The following is a 17,320-nucleotide window of genomic DNA, read 5'->3' on the forward strand; positions in this document are numbered from 1 at the left end:
TCACATGTCATATTGGAAAAAGCCTTTACCAGATTTTTTGCCATACTCACCTGCATCGACCATTTTGACAAGCAGAGGACACGGGCGGAACTTCGGATCTTTGTAGCTCTCGTATAAAACAAGCAATGAATTCAAAATCGTATCAAGCCCAATTAAGTCTCCTGTCGCAAGCGGCCCCATTTTATGGCCGAAGCCTCCACGGAAAATTTTATCGACATCAGCTGGTGTCGCGACTTGATCTTGCACCGCCCAAATCGCTTCATTGATTGTCAGCATGAGCACACGATTGGAAACAAATCCTGGAAGATCATGCACCACAACAGGTGTTTTATCAAAGGACTTCAAGAAACCTTTTGCCGTTTCAACAGTTTCATCAGAAGTTGCTTTTCCTCTAATCACCTCAACTAACGCTTTAAGAGGAACAGGGTTCATAAAATGTGCACCAATGACTTTTTCAGGATGATGCATAAGGGACCCTACCTTTGTAATGGAAATGCAGCTCGTGTTTACAAAGTAGATGGTTTCTTTCATACAAATATCTCGCAGCTCTTCATAAATGGGCTTTTTTATTTCCCAATCTTCCGTCACATTTTCAATGACGATATGTGCGTCATGTAAGCCTTCAAATGATGTCGATAGCTGGATTTGAGACAATACGTCTTCTAAGGACAATGAGATTTTCTTCTTTCTCACAAATTGCACCAATTGATAGGTTTTCTTGATTTTTTCTAGTGCTTCGTTTAGCTTTTCTTCTGTGACATCAATCAATGTGACTTGATAGCCATTTGCTGAAAGGTCTAATGCCATATCAGCCCCCATCACACCTGCTCCAATCACGCCTACGTGCTTCGTGTTCATTTCTCCAACACTCCAATTCGCTTTAAAATGACATTGATTTTTTCTACGACTTCATTTGTTAATGAATGAATAAAAAAGTGATCTCCATCGAATTCAAAAAACGCACAATCTTCACTTGTATATTGATCCCAATCGTCTAAATCAAACAGCACAGAAGGAAGATCACGAGTACCATAAAAAATAGAAATTGGGCAAGCAGCTGGAACAACTTCATCACACTGATAAGTCTCCAAAAGCTGAAAATCTGCTCTTAAAATCGGCAGAAAGAAATCAAGCACTGCATGGTTATCGGCAAGTTCCTCAGGAACGCCCCCCATCGCAATGATCGCCTCTTTTAATTTGGCATCTGACAGCTGATGATAGACTTTCTTCTCTGGAATATGTGGTGGAAAGCGTCCAGAATAAAAGACATGAACAGGCTCTTTGTTTAATCTTGTTTTCATTCTTTTTTGTAATTCGTATGCAAGGACAGCTCCCATGCTATGACCGAAAATGGCATAGGGCTCTCCTTCTTTTAAAGAAGAGGACGCCTGTAGATAAAGATCATCTGCGACTTGCTGTAAATTTGTCAGCACAGGCTCTGTCATTCTTGTCCCGTGCCCAGGGAGTTCAAGGGCATGAATTTCTATAGACCGGTCTATATAAGATTTCCACGTACTAAATACGGTACTTGCTCCACCTGCGTACGGTAAGCAAAATAACTTCACGACACGCCACACTCCCTTTTGCATTCGATTTTCAGCATTTCCAGCCATTTTTTTTCATCTTGGATGATTTGTTGTAAGGAAGCTTTAATGTTGGCTTGGTACCGACTAGACATCTCCCCTGAAAAAAAGAGTTTTGCTGCCTGATGCCTCGCTTTCTCCCATTCTGTTAAAATACGTTCCATCCATTGAAACAGCTCAGGTAGATCGCCTTTAATAAGCCTCAGTCGATACAGCTCTACTTTCTTTGTATTGATGATCTGATTGAAAGCTGCCACGAGCTTTTCGATATCATCCCATTGTGGAAACTGTTCATAAAATGTTTCAAGAACTGCAATTCCTTTTTCTATTGCGTCAATCTGACCATACATATTTCTCAGGAAATAAGCCGTTTTTTGGTCAAATAATTCAGTCGAGACCTTGTCCTGATCAAAGTAGAATGAGGCATAGGAATGAAATTGATTATTCGGCTGAAAGTGTTCATGAAAGGTGTCATATCCTTTCTGTACATCTTCATATGAAAGCACTTGATGCTCATAAGACAAATTATCTAAATGCCGATTCTCTAATACTTGAAAAGTTTGCCGATTCTCATTGAAACCCGTGATTAAAATTGAATGACGGCTATGGGTTGTTAAATACTCTTTTCTACCTCGCTGAACGTAAGGGTCTACCCATACAATCACCGGACGTTCCTGCGTCACATCCTGTTTGACGTTTTCAATGAGATTGGCACAATGTGTCATTTTTTCAACTTGAATGCCCTGTAAATTCATAATCTTTTCTGGATCGTGTGCCGACATCCAGTCAATCTGAAGCAAACCGTCCTCTGTAAGTCCGTATGCAAATTGATCATTTAATAAATATGGAGCGACTTCTTGACCATGCAGCTTCACAATTGGAAAAAAGCAATTGAAGAAACAGCTGCGATAAAACAATTCATTATAAGGATGAATGCCTGAAATCTGTTTGACGGTCATCTTTTTGTCCTCTCTTTCCAGCAGTAGATGTCACCATAAATCCTTTGATGAAACCAATCGTACAAAACCAAATGAAAAACAAATAATAAGAAATCGCTAATTCAATGAGAGAGGTAGGTCCCCATACAAAAGTCATTTTCCAAGGCAGCCCCTTAAAAGCTATTTGCGAAAGAATCATTGGCAGAAGCAATATCCCAATTAGTAGCAGCACCCAGCCGATACTTCTAAGCCATACGCCAAGTGACAAGTTCCTGCGAACCAGAACGCCATTTCTTACACGTTTCCTCCATTTGATAAAACGAACGACAGACACCATTTGCAGCAAAATAAAAAGACATGTGGCTGCTACACTCAATTGATCAATGAGCTGAAATGGATCCATAGATGACTCTGCTTCTTCATTTGTACCCGTCATCGTTTTGGCAATAAGACGTGCCGTTTGCTCTGTGTAGCTGCTATTCATATTTGCTAATACTCCGATAGCAACGCCTTCTTTTGGCTGGATCAGAAAAAATGATGAATAATTCGGATTAGATCCTGCATGAAATAACGATGCCACCCGGCCTTTCGTTCTTTCTATATACCAGCCGGCATTGTAATAGACATGCTCCCCTTCTTCTGGGACATTCACAGTTAACTGATCAGGATTTTTTACAAAACGAGACCAAGTTGAATCGGTCAATTGATATTGCAGCCAAGTTCCCACATCCTGATTATTCATCACAATATAGCCTGCGGGGGTGTTACCTCGATATTCTGGCGCTTCATAAACATGCGGAGCAAGGAAATGCAGTTTAAACCCTTCTGAAATAACACCAGATTTCATGCGTTTTAGCCCAGCTTCTGTTTGATCAAGATGATGCCTTTTAAACAGTCCTTTCATGTATGCCTCATATGACGTTCCTGTCACATTTTCAATGATGAGACCAAGGACATCATAGTTGATGGTGGCATATTCAAAAGAGCTGCCGGGCTTGTGATGAAGCTCAATTGATTTCAACTGATGGACTGTTTTCTTTAGCGCATCTTTTGCATGATCTGGCTGGATAAGCGCAATGGATTGAAAGGGAATGCCGCTTGTGTGATGCATTAATTGCTCCACCGTCAAACGCTGAGGCTTTCCATCGTATGTTGGAAAAAAGCCTGGAATATATCTGCTCACTGGATCTTTCAAATGAAGTTTCCCTTGCTTCACTAACTCCACAATAGCAAGAGCGGTAAACGCCTTTGATGTAGAACCAATTTCAAAGAAAGTACTGGCTGTCACTTGCTTCATTTTCTTTCGATCCGCATAGCCAAACCCTTTTTGGTACACCACTTCGTCCTTTTTCACTACCACAACGGACATGCCTGGAATGCGCCCAAGCTCCATCTGTTCCTCTATTACTTGATCAATAGCTTTAGAAGAAATCACTGCTTTTGCATGTGTCCCCCCAGCAAAGCTGCTTATCCATAAGAAGGCAAATAAAAATGAAATGTAGATAACATGCTGATTTTTCCTCATGTAAATAATGAATCCATTTCTTCAAGAGACATATCTACTGTTTCAAAATCAGACGGTGTAAATTCGATCCCTTCCTGTTCTAAGCAATGCTGTACCATACGCTCAATTTGCTGTTCTACCTCTTGCAATAGCTGCATCATATCTGTTTCACACAGCTGTTTTTCGCTGAAAGAAAGATGGAAAATCAACTGACCGCCCTTGATGGTAGCGACCATATCGATAACGGTTGTTACCGGATTATCCAATGACGAATCAATCCCCGATGTAAAGTAAGACATCTCATAATCAGATGATTTTTTAAGCACCTGATCGATTTCACCTAAATAGTTAAAGCGTAATTGCGGCGCTGAATGATCAGGAAGCTGCCTATTGATGAGTGACAACAGCCCATATTCTGCACCATTATTTGGCACCTTACGTATCGTTTCTTTGACAGCCCGTATGTGATCTGTGAGAGATTCAGAAACATGAACATTCACGGGATACATGGTGGTGAACCAGCCACACGTTCTAGATACATCAATATTTTCCTCCACAGCATCCCTGCCGTGACCTTCTAATTCCAGAGAAATCAGTTCTTGATTCGTTTGCTGATAACAGGCTTGCGTTAAGGCTGAAATTAACAGTTCGTGAGGCTGCGTTTGATACGCTTTATTCGCTTGATTGATCAATTGATCCGTGAGCTTCACTGATAATGACTTCGTTAACTTGACTTCGTCTTTGACATATCCCTCATTAGAAGAAACTTGATACAGAGGCTGAATTTCCCCCACTACATTTTCCCAATAGCTGAACGTCTCTTTTACATCTTCTGATAATGCATACTCGTTAACCCGTTCTGTAAATGTTTGATATGAATGAGTTTTTGGTGGAAGCACTTCTGCTGACACCTTCTCTGCATGAAATAATTGAATCAAATCCTCGACCAGAATTTGCCAAGACATACCATCAACTAAAAGATGATGGGCGGCAAAAATAAGATGTGATTGAGAAGCAGTTTGACAAAGCGCTGCCTGAATCAATGGCCCTTGATAAAGATGAGTCCTTTGCTTGATCTGACATCCTACTTCTTTTAGTGCTTCTTCCACGTTCTCTTCTGACAATGCCGTAAAATCGTGTATCGTCAGTGGAATATCCTGAATGTTTTCATCATAATAGAGTGTTCTTGTCGCCTCATGTACTTTTAACCTTAATCCGTCGTGATGAATGACCAGCTCTTTTAAAGAACTCTGCACGATTCTTTCATCCATCTTTTTCTTTGAATGAACAATGATGGATTGATGCCAGAAATGTTTATCTTTTAACCGCTGGGACCAAAACCATTCGATGATTGGGATCGATTTCACATCGCCCACAGCCTGCTCTTGTGAGATATGTAAGACTGGTTCCTGCTGAACGACTTGTGCCATTTCTCTAAAAATGGGATAAGTAAATAGATCTTTGGTTTTTAAATAGAGTCCTTTGTCTTTTAACTTCGCAATAAATTGAATCGCCTTTATGGAGTCACCGCCAAGCTGATAAAAATGATCAGCCGGTTTGATCGTTTCGTGCCCTAAGATGTCTTTTGCTGTGTCTACTATGATCTCTTCAATGTCCGCTGTTTCCTTTGAACATTCAACGGCTGTTTCCTCTTGAGAGAGCAATGGATCAGGCAGGGCTGTACGATTGATTTTTCCGTTTTGAGTGAGCGGGAGTTCTTTTAATACAACAAAATAGGCTGGTACCATATAAGCTGGAAGCTGATCTGATAATTTCTTTCTTAGTAAAAAGGAGGTTAGCTCTTTTTCTTTCAATTCAATATAAGCAGCCAGCTGTTTTTCTCCATATTCATCAGTTAGATCAATGACAGCTGCTTTATCCACTTCATCGAGTGCCATAAGCGCAAGTTCAATTTCACCCATCTCTATCCGGTAGCCTCGCAGCTTGATTTGATGATCAATCCGGCCAATGTATTCAATCTTTCCATCATTTGCTCGTTTCGCAATGTCACCGGTTCGGTACATGCGGCGGTGACTTACAAATGGATTGGGTAGAAAGCGTGATTTCTGCAAATCAGGTCTTTGCCAGTATCCTCTGCCAACACCCGCGCCTGAAATATATATTTCTCCTATTGTCCCTGGCAGCACCACTTGCTGATTCTCATCTAAAAGATAAATCTCTGTATTCGGCATCGGCACTCCAATTGACACCGATGTCCCGCCATCATCTTGATGGAATTGATGGATCATACAGCCAACGGTTGCTTCAGTTGGTCCATATTCATTAAAGATGGATATCCTTCCATCACTTGCCTCCGTAATTCTTTTGGCCAAAGCAGTCGATAATTGTTCTCCTCCTACAATCATTCGTTTAACCACTGATTGAGACAGTGCAGCATCTGTTAACAGTGCCATATGAGCTGGTGTCAGCTTAATGACCTTTGCTTTTTGATCAAACAAAATATGTTCTAATAAAAAGCCTGGCTGATCCTCTTGACGATAGATCACTACTGTACTGCCAATAACCAATGGCGTATAAATGGATGTAACGGTTAAATCAAATGCAATGGACGAATACAGAGCAAAATGGTCATCTTTTGAATCTGTATAGTTTGTTTTGGCAGACATGATATAGTTCACTAAGCTTTGATGTTCGATCATGACTCCCTTTGGCTGTCCTGTAGAGCCAGACGTATAAATCATGTATGCGACGTCTTCATCATCTCCAATGAATGTATGTGCCGCATCATATGAATCCAACTGATTCCACACGTTGTAGATATTGTACGTATCGCCATTAAAATGGTATGTAGAAGCATGATCTGTAAAAAACAGCTTAGCCTGGCTGTCATCCAAAATAAACTGAATGCGTTCCTGCGGATACTCAGGATCAATCGGTACATATGCGCCTCCAGCCTTTAAAATCCCCAGCAGCAGTACAATAAGTTCTGGTGAATGATTCAAACATATTGCCACAAAGTCATGTCTCTGTAAGCCATGTGTTTGCAAGAAATGCGCCATTTGGTTGGTTTTTCTCTCAAGTTCACCGTATGTCATGATATGAGAGCCGTCCTGAATCGCGATTCGATCAGGAGAAGTCTTTGACATGTCTGTGATTAATTCATGAATTTTTTGCTTCTGTGGGAATAGCACGCCTGTGTCGTTCCATTGATATAGCTCTCGATGTTCCTCCTCCTCTGTCATAAGCAGTACATCTTTTAAGAGCTGCTTCGGCTGGTTGAGTATGTTTTCGACAAAGAGAAGCATCCTTTTATGTAGAAAGTTGATGTCTTCATTGCTGTAATCTGAGACTTTGTAGTCATATTGCAGCTCGATTTGTCCTTTTTCATCCCATTCTTTTACAGCTACTTGCAAGCCATATGGCTGGAATCCATTGTAAAGCTCCATGTATTCCACTTTGTATCCTTCCATCTCCTGCACCATATTTGTGCTGTAGGAGTTGATATAGATTTGAAAAAGTTGATCATACCCTGCCTTTGCAAATTCTAAATCTTTGACGAGTGCATCATAAGGATAACGCTGATGCAGGAAGTAAGTCTTATAGCTTTTTTGAACGTCTGACAAACTTTCTAATAGAGATAGATGAGGGTTCATCTTCATTCGATATGGCATTGTACTAACGGTCATACCGGACGTGGCTTTTTCCTTTTGCCCGGAACGATTGAGAACTGGCGTCCCAATAATAAAATCTTTTTGCTGATATTTTTTATGCAAATAAACGAAGAGGCCTAAAGTAAATAAAGAGTTGATTGAACAATGATGGGTATCTATAAATGCATAGATTCGTTCTGAGAGTTGTCGATCAAGATAATGGCTTTGACGATGGCCTTTGATTTGGTCAGTTCCCTGTACCAAATAACTATCAGACACATCAGATAATGTTTCTTTCCAAAATTGCTGATCTTTTTTAAATCTTGGGGAGTTCCTATATTTTGATTCTTTATCAATAAAAACAGAATGATTATCTGCTTCTTGTTCGAGAGAGGAGCTTTGTATAAGAGCAGTGTAAAGCTGGCTAATTTTATCGATGATTACTTTCATCGACCATCCATCTGCTACTGTATGATGGCATTTGATGAAATAACCGGATTGTTGTTCACCGACTTTTAATACAGCAAATTCGGCGAGAGAGGTTTCTAGTAATTGAAATGGTATTTTGAAGGCATTTTCGGCCCATTCTAGCATGTCTTTATGTGTGGAAAACTCATAGGCAGGAATATGATGATCGGCGTTTGGATCAACATATTGAAGCGTCTCACCATCTTTCTCTACTAGTTTGAGACGAAGAGATTCTGTTGTCATGATACAAGTTGCAATGGCCTGCTTCAGTTTAGCGAGCTGCAACGGCCCATTGACGAAAATAATACCGCCAATATGATTAATTGGTGTTTCTGGATAAAATGTTTCCATGTTCATCACGCGCCGCTGCGGATGTGTTAATGGCCAATATACTAAACTACTAGTCAATTACGCCACCTCTACTTTTCATATAGTTAACATTTCTACGAACTTATTAAATCACATAATGGTATTTTTGTAAATAATTGAGATAAACTGTCTAAATTTGTTCATTTTTTAATCTAGACGCTAGGATAGCCGACACAGTAAACAGGCCAACGTTGATAAAAAAGACGACTCTTGCCCCAAAGAGATCGGTCATGGTGCTCATAACGAGGATCGACATTCCGTATATAAAAGTCGATAGTGTATGTTGAGCTGATAGTATTTTAGGCAATTCAATTTGACTCAATGTATCTTGTACATAGGTACGAATAGCAATGCTGCGAAGCTGAAAAGCTGGTCCTAATAAAAAGACAAACAATAAACTCATCCATGCTGAATGATTCAACCCTAAGCAAAGAGTTAGCACAGCTACGATCACCGAACTATAAAAAATGTGATCAAACAAACGCTGTTCCACATGCTTTGCGAACCGCAGCACGAGCAGACCGCCTAGAATGGTTCCACCAAAATAGCTTGCGTTAATAAACCCCCACCATGTTTCAGGCTGGTGTAAGACTTCAGTGACATAAACAAGAATAATAGCACCAGTCCAGATACTTCTGCCGCTCATGGACAGCATTTCTAAAATCGTTAATGTTCTAATGATTCGCTTTCCATACATGATCTTCCAGCCTGAAAAGATCCGTGTACCAAATGATTCAGACTGTTGCTCTTGTTTAGCTGCAGCCCCAGTATCAATGATAAAGAGCATAGATATGAGCGACAAACTGTATAAAACAAGTGTGGTAATTAGTAGAAACTGCGGTCCAAGAATGCCAATAAACAGGCCTCCTAAAAGCCAGCCTAGTAAAAGGACAATTTGATCAGATGTTAAAATATAGCTATTGGCTTTTAGTAAAAAGTTCTTTTCTACTAAACGCGGGATCATCGAATTTCGAACAGGAATGGTTCCCCCATCTATCAAAGAAAGGAAAAATACAATGATAAAAAAGAGAGGAATAGTAAATGTTGATAGTTGTAGTATATAAATGAAAATCAAGCAACCGAAGAAAGCAATTTGACACATTTGCAAATAGATAATGAGTCTTTTCAGCTTAAATTGATACATAAAGAAAGGAATAAGCACCGCTCCAAGAGCTTGTCCAACAAACTGCGAGACAGCCACCATTGAAGCAATTAGTGTAGAATTTGTTAATTGGTATGTCAGGATGGTCAGTACGAGGACATATAGTGAATCCCCGAAATTAGCTAGGGATTGTCCCCCTAATAAAAAGTAAAATGATTTGTTTTTCATATTTATCTCCATTTTCTCTTCATTAACACCCATAATAATACATTATTTTCTACACTTCTACTTTTTATAACAATATTTTCATAATTTGATACATTTTTACTAATTTAAAAAACCGCCAAAAGGCGGTTTTTATTTAGTCATATATATGAACAGTCGGTTCTTTGTCCTCAGCATTTTTCGTGATCAGGGCTTCTTGTTGATCAGAAGATGTGATGTTGATTTCAATATTGGTACTCTTGTAGTAATCCATGACTTCTCCGGTTAAATATTGTGTGAAGGCTACGACTTCCGTTTTTCCATAGAACTGCATTGGAATTTCGATTTTCATTTTTTGCAGGTTGCCGTTTTTGTAAAAGCCTTTTCCTACAACACCAGTGTAATTCGGGAAGTAATCTTCTACCTTTGTCTTGAAGCGGTCAAATCGCTCTGAATCATCTTTGTAGCTGCTTTTCGCACTATCTGAAGGGAAGAATACATTCTCCTCTTTGATCGTATCCCAATTTCCGATATCAGCGGAGCCTGCTTTCACATCTGTTTTGGCGATAAAGTTACCTGGAACGATAGATGATTTTGGTGCTTGCTTATAAAGGGCAATCATGACAGGCACTTTTTGCAGTCCGTCCATTTGACGAATTCGCTTGATCACTTGTTCAGCGATTTTTTCACCCTCTGCCAAAAGTTTCTTTGAATTTTTCGATGAATCGATGGTCACCTCTTGCTGCGGGTCACCGATCTTTTCACGGTAATAATAAACCGAGTTCAGCGCAAGACCAATGACAACTCCGCCAAGCTGTAAGCTGTTTTTGTCTTTTCGAATTAAGTAATTATGCTCTAGCATTGAAGCTAAGTAAATTGGACTATTTTCATTTTTAGACTTTGTTGAACCTGAGTTTGGAAGAGCAGGATTTAAGCCTAGATTCTTAAAGTCTTTATCTTCTTTTTCTGCCTTTTTCAGATCACTGCCTGTTTTTTTGCGCGCCAGCCAGCTGAGAACGGTGTCCTCATCTAAATGCTGTCCTTCTTGGAATAGATAGTCGTTTGTATTAAATGACTCTGTTGCAAGGCGCATAAGTCCTGTTTCAAATTCATCAATGTCCAAGCGTGTATTGAGACGCTCCGCTGTTAGACCTCTAGCAGCTCCTTGTTTAAACGGCAGCACCATTTTGTAATAGGAGTCTGAGATATTGTACATCGGGATGATGGCTGTTTCCTTTGTTTCCTTCGTTTCATCCGTTTTTTGTGTGACCTCTTCCTCTTCCTTTCCCCCAAAAGGTGCACACGCTGACAATACCAGTGTGAGCATTGTCAGCAGCAATAACAACTTTTTCAATAGAAAACACTCCTCTTATTTCTTTAGCTCCTCGAGCATTTTAGCTTCGTCCCAAATTTCAATATTGAGTTCTTCTGCCTTTGTCAGCTTACTTCCCGCTGCTTCTCCGGCAATGACTAGATCTGTTTTTTTACTCACACTGCCTGCCAGCTTTCCGCCTAATGCTTCGATTGCTGCTTTTGCATCGTTTCGAGCCATTTCTTCTAATTTTCCTGTCAGCACAATGGTTTTTCCTGCAAAGTAGGAATCACTTTCTTCTGCTTTTACCGGCTTTGGCCCTGTGTAGGTCATATTGACTCCGAGCTCTTTTAGTTCGTTCAGCAGATCGAGTATTTCTTCTTTCTCAAAATACGTGACGACGGCATCAGCCATTTTTTCACCAATTTCGTCGACTTCAAGTAATTGTTCTTTCGTCGCTTGCTTTAATTGATCGATGTTTTCGAAATGCATCGCCAAGGTCTTTGCCGCTTTTGAACCAATAAATCGAATACCGAGTCCAAATAGTAAACGCTCAAGAGAGTTTTCTTTCGATTGTTCAATTGAACGCAGTAAATTGTCGACAGATTTTTCGCCCATTCGTTCAAGCTGAATGAGCTCTTCTTTCGTTAATCGATAAAGGTCGGACACACGAGAAACGAGCTGTTCCTTGAAGAGCTGTGTAATGACCCGCTCGCCAAGTCCATCAATATTCATTGCATTACGGGAAACGAAGTGAATGAGTCCCTCACGTATTTGGGCAGGACATTCAGGATTGATGCATCGCAAGGCCACTTCGCCTTCGATTCGCACCAGCTCACTATGACACTCTGGACATTCAGTTGGCATGTGAAACGGTTTTTCTTCGCCTGTACGCTGATCAACAAGGACACCTGCGACTTCAGGAATAATATCCCCGGCTTTTTTCACAATCACTTGATCAAAATAGCGAATATCCTTTTCTTTGATCAAATCTTCATTATGAAGAGATGCACGCTGCACTGTCGTCCCTGCTACTTTGACAGGCTCAAGAATCGCTGTTGGTGTAATCACGCCTGTACGTCCGACACTTAGTTCAATATCAAGTAGCTTCGTTACGACCTCTTCAGCCGGAAACTTATACGCAACCGCCCAGCGCGGGCTTTTTGCCGTGAAGCCGAGTTCTTCCTGCTGAGCGAGTGAATCGACTTTAATAACGATTCCATCGATTTCATATGAAAAATCGGCACGCTTTATTTTTAATGTTTCAATGAGGTCGATGACTTCTTCGATCGTTTGGCACATTCTTCTTTCTTTGTTTGTTTTAAAGCCAAGTTCGTCGAGAAAATCAAGTCCTGCACTTTGCGTTTCAACACCAATTTCATCAAGCTCCGCTATACTGTAGACGAATATATCAAGGTTTCGTTTCGCTGCAATTTTCGTATCAAGCTGACGAAGTGAACCTGCAGCCGCATTACGCGGGTTTGCAAACGGCTCTTCTTCGTTTTGTATTCTTTTTTCATTTAATGCTTCAAAAGAAGGTTTTGGCATAAATGCCTCGCCTCTCACTTCAATCGACAGAGGGCGTTTGATTTTAAGCGGGATGGAACGAATCGTTTTGAGATTTTCAGTAATATCCTCACCCGTTGTTCCATCGCCGCGCGTCGCTCCTCGGACAAACACGCCATTTTCATAACGGAGAGAAACAGCGAGTCCATCAATTTTCAGCTCGACATTGTATGCGATATCGTCACCGACTGCTTGACGAACCCGGCGGTCAAAATCAAGAAGGTCCTGTTCATTAAACGCATTCCCAAGGCTGAGCATTGGTGTGCCGTGACGCACTTTTTGAAAGGCGTCTAAAACAGCACCGCCCACTCTTTGTGAAGGAGAATCCGCTGCTTTTAAGTCAGGGTGCTCTTCCTCCAAAGAGATCAGCTCACGCATCCGCGCATCATATTCAGCGTCAGGAACACTTGGACGATCAAGTGTATGATATTCGTAGTTGTATTGATTCAAAATCTGGTGCAGTTCCTCGATCCGGCGTTTCGCTGCTTCTTTATCCATCTGCTTCTTCCTTTCAATTCATCCGTTTTGTCAGTCCTATCAGTTTATTGCTTCTCGATTGGTGCAAATGCTGCGAGAAGACGCTTAATGCCTGTAGGGCTTGGGAACGCAATATCAAGCTCTGTGCTGTCTCCGCTGCCTTTCACACTCACAACCGTACCAACGCCCCATTTTTTATGGGCCGCTTTATCGCCCACAGCCCAGCCAATACTGCCGCCGCCTGTGTTTTGAATGGTTTGTGTTTGCGGACGTGAGACAGGTCCCCGTCTTTGCGGTCTTTCTCTTGTTTGGCCAAACGGTGTTTTTGCTTCTTTTTTCTCATTTAGGTTGTCCAATAAATCGGCTGGTATTTCTCGAATAAATCTTGATTCAAGATTCATGTTCGTCCGGCCGAAAAGTGTTCTCATTTTCGCACTTGATAAATAAAGCTCTTCTTCAGCCCGTGTGATACCTACGTAAGCGAGGCGGCGCTCTTCTTCCATCTCTGCATCTTCCATTAATGAACGGCTGTGCGGGAAGACACCCTCCTCCATTCCCATTAAGAAAACAACAGGGAATTCCAAACCTTTTGCGGCGTGAAGTGTCATTAAGATGACAGCATCCTGATCTTCTTCTTCATTTTCATCCAGCTTATCAATATCTGCGACGAGGGCAAGATCTGTCAGGAAGGTCACAAGTGACTTGTCTTCATTTTGTTCTTCAAAGTTCTTCGTGACGGATAAAAACTCGTCAATATTTTCTAAGCGGCTTTGTGCTTCAATCGTTTTTTCAAGCTTAAGCGCTTCACGATAGCCTGTTTTCTCTAAAATTTCTTCTGTTAATTCTGTTACAGATAAATAATCCTGCATGTTCGTCATTTGATCAATGAGCTGTTTGAACTCATCAAGCGCATTGGCTGCTCGTGCACTCAGTCCAATGAAATCCACCTGACCAAGTGCTTCAAACATAGACAGATTATTCATCTCCGCATATGCTGCAATTTTATCAACAGATGTCGCACCGATTCCGCGCTTTGGTACGTTGACAATTCGTGCAAAACTAATATCGTCATCTGGGTTTGCCACTAGGCGTAAGTATGCCAAGATGTCCTTGATTTCTTTTCTGTCATAGAACTTCGTGCCGCCGACAATGTTGTATTGAATGTTGGCCTTCATTAACGTTTCCTCTATGACACGAGACTGGGCATTTGTTCGGTAAAGGATCGCAAAATCGGATAATTTACGCTTTCCGCTTTGATGAAGCTGACGAATCTTTCCTGCGACAAATTGTCCCTCACCGAATTCATTATCTGCACGGTAATAGGCTATCTTCGCGCCTTCATCATTTTCTGTCCAAAGATTTTTTGGCTTTCGGTTTGCATTGTTTTGAATCACCGTATTTGCAGCATGCAAAATGCGTTTCGTCGATCTGTAATTTTGCTCAAGCAGAATCACTTCACTGGATGGATAATCTTTTTCAAAGGAGAGAATGTTTGTAATATCCGCTCCGCGCCAGCGATAAATAGACTGGTCAGAGTCACCGACAACACATATATTTTGAAAACGCTGCGCGAGCAGTTTCACAAGCATGTACTGCGCTCTGTTCGTATCTTGATACTCATCCACATGAATATATTGGAATTTCCGCTGATAGTGCTCTAACACTTCAGGGATGCGCTCAAATAGACGAATCGTCATCATAATTAAATCATCGAAGTCGAGTGATTGGTTTTTGAGTAAACGCTTTTGATAATCTGTATAGACATCGCTGACCACTTGATCATAGAAATCACCGGCTGTTTTGGCGTATTCCTCTGCGTCAATGAGTTCGTTTTTTGCACTGCTGATCGATCCTAAAATGCTGCGTGGATCGAACTTTTTAGGATCGATATTCCGTTCTTTTAAAATGTTTTTAATGACTGAAAGCTGGTCAGATGTGTCTAAAATAGAGAAGTTGCGATTCACACCAATGCGGTCAATATCGCGTCTTAAAATACGGACACACATGCTGTGGAACGTAGAGATCCAGATGTCATCCGCGCCAGGTCCTAAAATAGCCTGGACACGTTCACGCATTTCACGTGCTGCTTTATTTGTAAATGTAATCGCTAAAATGTTCCACGGAGCTACATGTTTTTCTGCCATTAAGTAGGCAATTCGATGTGTGAGCACCCGTGTCTTCCCGCTTCCTGCTCCTGCCATCAACAATAAAGGACCGTCTGTTGCTTTGACTGCTTCTTTCTGTGCGTCATTCAGCCCTTCTAATAGATGATTCGATATTTCATTCATTCCATTCACCGCCAATTCGAACTTATGTTCTATTTTAACCCGTTTCGTCTTATTTGACTATGATGACTTTTTGACTGCATCCACTGTCTTTAATGCTTCTTTGAAATTGTCATAAATGACGTTTCCTACAACCACGACGTCTGCATGCTGCGAGAAGTCTTTTGCCTGCTTAGCGTTCTCGATGCCGCCGCCATAAAAAAGAACTGTTTCATCAAGCACTGCTTTTGTTTCTTTGACAAGCTCTATGTCTCCAAGCGTTCCGCTGTATTCCAGATAAAAAATGGGCAGCTTCATCAAATGCTCTGCCACTCTTGCATATGCTCTGACGTCATCGATATCCAGCGCTGTATTTGCCTCTGTGAGCTTGGCCGCTTTACAATCTTCATTTAAGATGACATAACCTTCAGGCACAATCTCTTCCATTGACATCAAATCACCGAATTCCTTCATCGCGTCCTTATGAAGCCCGACAATCCAGTCAGGGTGAGTACTGTTTAAGACAGTCGGGATGAAATACAGATCAAAGCCCGGCACAATCATCTCATGTGTGGAGATTTCGAGCACACATGGCACTAGAAAGCGGCGGACCTTTGACATCAATTGAAGCACGTTGTCCTCTGTCACATGATCACTTCCGCCAATCAATATGGCATCCGTCCCAGATTCGCAAATCGCTTCTAGCTGTTCATCGGAAATTTCTTTATTTGGATCGAGTTTAAAGACATGCTTCCACTCGGTAACATCATACATGAAAAACGTTCCTCCATTCGTTTCATTCCATTTAAATATTATAACAAAATCAGTGACCGCAAAAAATGGGTAACCTCCTTCAGTTAAAAGTTTCATTCTTTTGAAAATGGGTGGCGTGATTTAAAGATTTAGAAACAAAAAAGCAGATGCTAAGCATCTGCTTTTTTATTAAATGAACATAGTTTTTTTATTTTTCAAGTGGAGCAACTTGTGCTGTTGGTGCACCACATAGCAAGAAAAAGCCAAATAATACTGGAGGTGATACCGCAATTCCAGTTAAAGTTAGAAACCCTAGAACACTTAACCATTCACCTTTTTCAATAGCCTTTTGAACCTGATTTAAAGCCCCCTTAGTAATACCAAGAGCATCTTCAAGACAACGTTGAACAGTGTTTTTTTGTGTAGTAGCAATACCTTTTTGTTGATTCATATAGTTCGCAAAAGCGATCATGCCTTCTTTTTGATAAACTGGGTATGAAGCTTTTTCTAATTCCTTTTCGTTAACAACATAACCTGCTTCATCATCAAATACTAGAATTTTAGTAAAGATATACTCTATTTCAGCTACAGATTTTTCAATTTGTTCTTTTGTTAATCCTTTCAATCCAGCCTCAGGATTTACTGAATTTTCAGCTGATGCTACTGGCACTATTGTTGCAATAGAAAGTAATAAAGCCAGTGTGAATACAAATAATTTTTTGATCAATGTACAAACTCCCCTTTTCTTTAAAATAACCAAATAACCATAAATTTGATTTTATGGTTATTTTTGATAATAACATATCATTTTAGTTTAGTTTTCGTTTTAAGGTAGAAATAATTTGTTTTTACATAAATAGTGTTAATTCGACTTTTTTCGCAAGAATTATGAGACTGTTAAAATCACAAATGAGATTCCCCAAGTTAATACTCCAAATAAAATAAAATATTTTAGAAAAAGTTCAAAATTAGTGAGCTTCCTCTCATTTCTAGTTTTCTTAAGTCTCCAATAAAAAGCATATGCGCACAACACAAGTACTATATGGCTCAGTTCAGACATTTTTTCAAAAAAATACAAATCCGCCATTTATCATTCATCTCCAATATAGTTAATTTATCCCTTTAAAGTATATACAAAGATACATTCGTTGCACATCCTGCTATGTTCT

At 40.5% G+C, this 17,320-nt stretch carries 11 protein-coding genes; all 11 read right to left on the bottom strand.

Annotated elements, in window-relative coordinates:
- The 11 genes from AOQ70_RS12280 to AOQ70_RS12330 all read right to left on the bottom strand — a co-directional run bounded on the left by AOQ70_RS12280 (window position 1) and on the right by AOQ70_RS12330 (window position 16,878).
- Window positions 1–858 carry a 3-hydroxyacyl-CoA dehydrogenase family protein gene (locus AOQ70_RS12280; RefSeq protein WP_059376540.1) on the bottom strand — a complete coding sequence of 286 codons (858 nt, stop codon included), beginning with the start codon at window positions 856–858 and terminating at the stop codon, window positions 1–3.
- Window positions 855–1,565, bottom strand: a complete 711-nt coding sequence (locus tag AOQ70_RS12285) for a thioesterase II family protein (protein WP_059376544.1) — start codon at window positions 1,563–1,565, stop codon at window positions 855–857. The genes AOQ70_RS12280 and AOQ70_RS12285 overlap by 4 nt, the downstream gene beginning before the upstream one ends.
- Complete coding sequence (locus AOQ70_RS12290) at window positions 1,562–2,542, bottom strand: C39 family peptidase (protein WP_059376548.1); 981 nt, start codon at window positions 2,540–2,542, stop codon at window positions 1,562–1,564. Before AOQ70_RS12290 ends, AOQ70_RS12285 begins: the two co-directional genes overlap by 4 nt.
- Window positions 2,505–4,046 carry a serine hydrolase domain-containing protein gene (locus tag AOQ70_RS12295; RefSeq protein WP_059376550.1) on the bottom strand — a complete coding sequence of 514 codons (1,542 nt, stop codon included), beginning with the start codon at window positions 4,044–4,046 and terminating at the stop codon, window positions 2,505–2,507. Before AOQ70_RS12295 ends, AOQ70_RS12290 begins: the two co-directional genes overlap by 38 nt.
- Window positions 4,043–8,512: a non-ribosomal peptide synthetase gene (locus AOQ70_RS12300; RefSeq protein ID WP_156417751.1), complete on the bottom strand. Its 4,470-nt coding sequence runs from the start codon at window positions 8,510–8,512 to the stop codon at window positions 4,043–4,045. The genes AOQ70_RS12295 and AOQ70_RS12300 overlap by 4 nt, the downstream gene beginning before the upstream one ends.
- 91 nt (window positions 8,513–8,603) lie before the next feature.
- Window positions 8,604–9,803: an MFS transporter gene (locus AOQ70_RS12305; RefSeq protein WP_059376554.1), complete on the bottom strand. Its 1,200-nt coding sequence runs from the start codon at window positions 9,801–9,803 to the stop codon at window positions 8,604–8,606.
- Window positions 9,804–9,936: 133 nt separating this feature from the next.
- Complete coding sequence (locus AOQ70_RS12310) at window positions 9,937–11,133, bottom strand: CamS family sex pheromone protein (RefSeq protein ID WP_039176984.1); 1,197 nt, start codon at window positions 11,131–11,133, stop codon at window positions 9,937–9,939.
- A gap of 15 nt (window positions 11,134–11,148) precedes the next feature.
- Window positions 11,149–13,155, bottom strand: a complete 2,007-nt coding sequence (ligA, locus tag AOQ70_RS12315; RefSeq protein ID WP_058837834.1) for an NAD-dependent DNA ligase LigA — start codon at window positions 13,153–13,155, stop codon at window positions 11,149–11,151.
- A gap of 44 nt (window positions 13,156–13,199) precedes the next feature.
- Window positions 13,200–15,422, bottom strand: a complete 2,223-nt coding sequence (gene pcrA / locus AOQ70_RS12320) for a DNA helicase PcrA (protein ID WP_059376556.1) — start codon at window positions 15,420–15,422, stop codon at window positions 13,200–13,202.
- Window positions 15,423–15,479: 57 nt separating this feature from the next.
- Window positions 15,480–16,172 carry a heptaprenylglyceryl phosphate synthase gene (locus tag AOQ70_RS12325; protein WP_039176977.1) on the bottom strand — a complete coding sequence of 231 codons (693 nt, stop codon included), beginning with the start codon at window positions 16,170–16,172 and terminating at the stop codon, window positions 15,480–15,482.
- A gap of 187 nt (window positions 16,173–16,359) precedes the next feature.
- Window positions 16,360–16,878 carry a hypothetical protein gene (locus AOQ70_RS12330; protein ID WP_058837836.1) on the bottom strand — a complete coding sequence of 173 codons (519 nt, stop codon included), beginning with the start codon at window positions 16,876–16,878 and terminating at the stop codon, window positions 16,360–16,362.
- Window positions 16,879–17,320: the final 442 nt, after the last annotated feature.

Source organism: Bacillus sp. AM 13(2015), assembly GCF_001518755.1.
GTDB classification, from domain to species: domain Bacteria; phylum Bacillota; class Bacilli; order Bacillales; family Bacillaceae; genus Bacillus; species Bacillus safensis.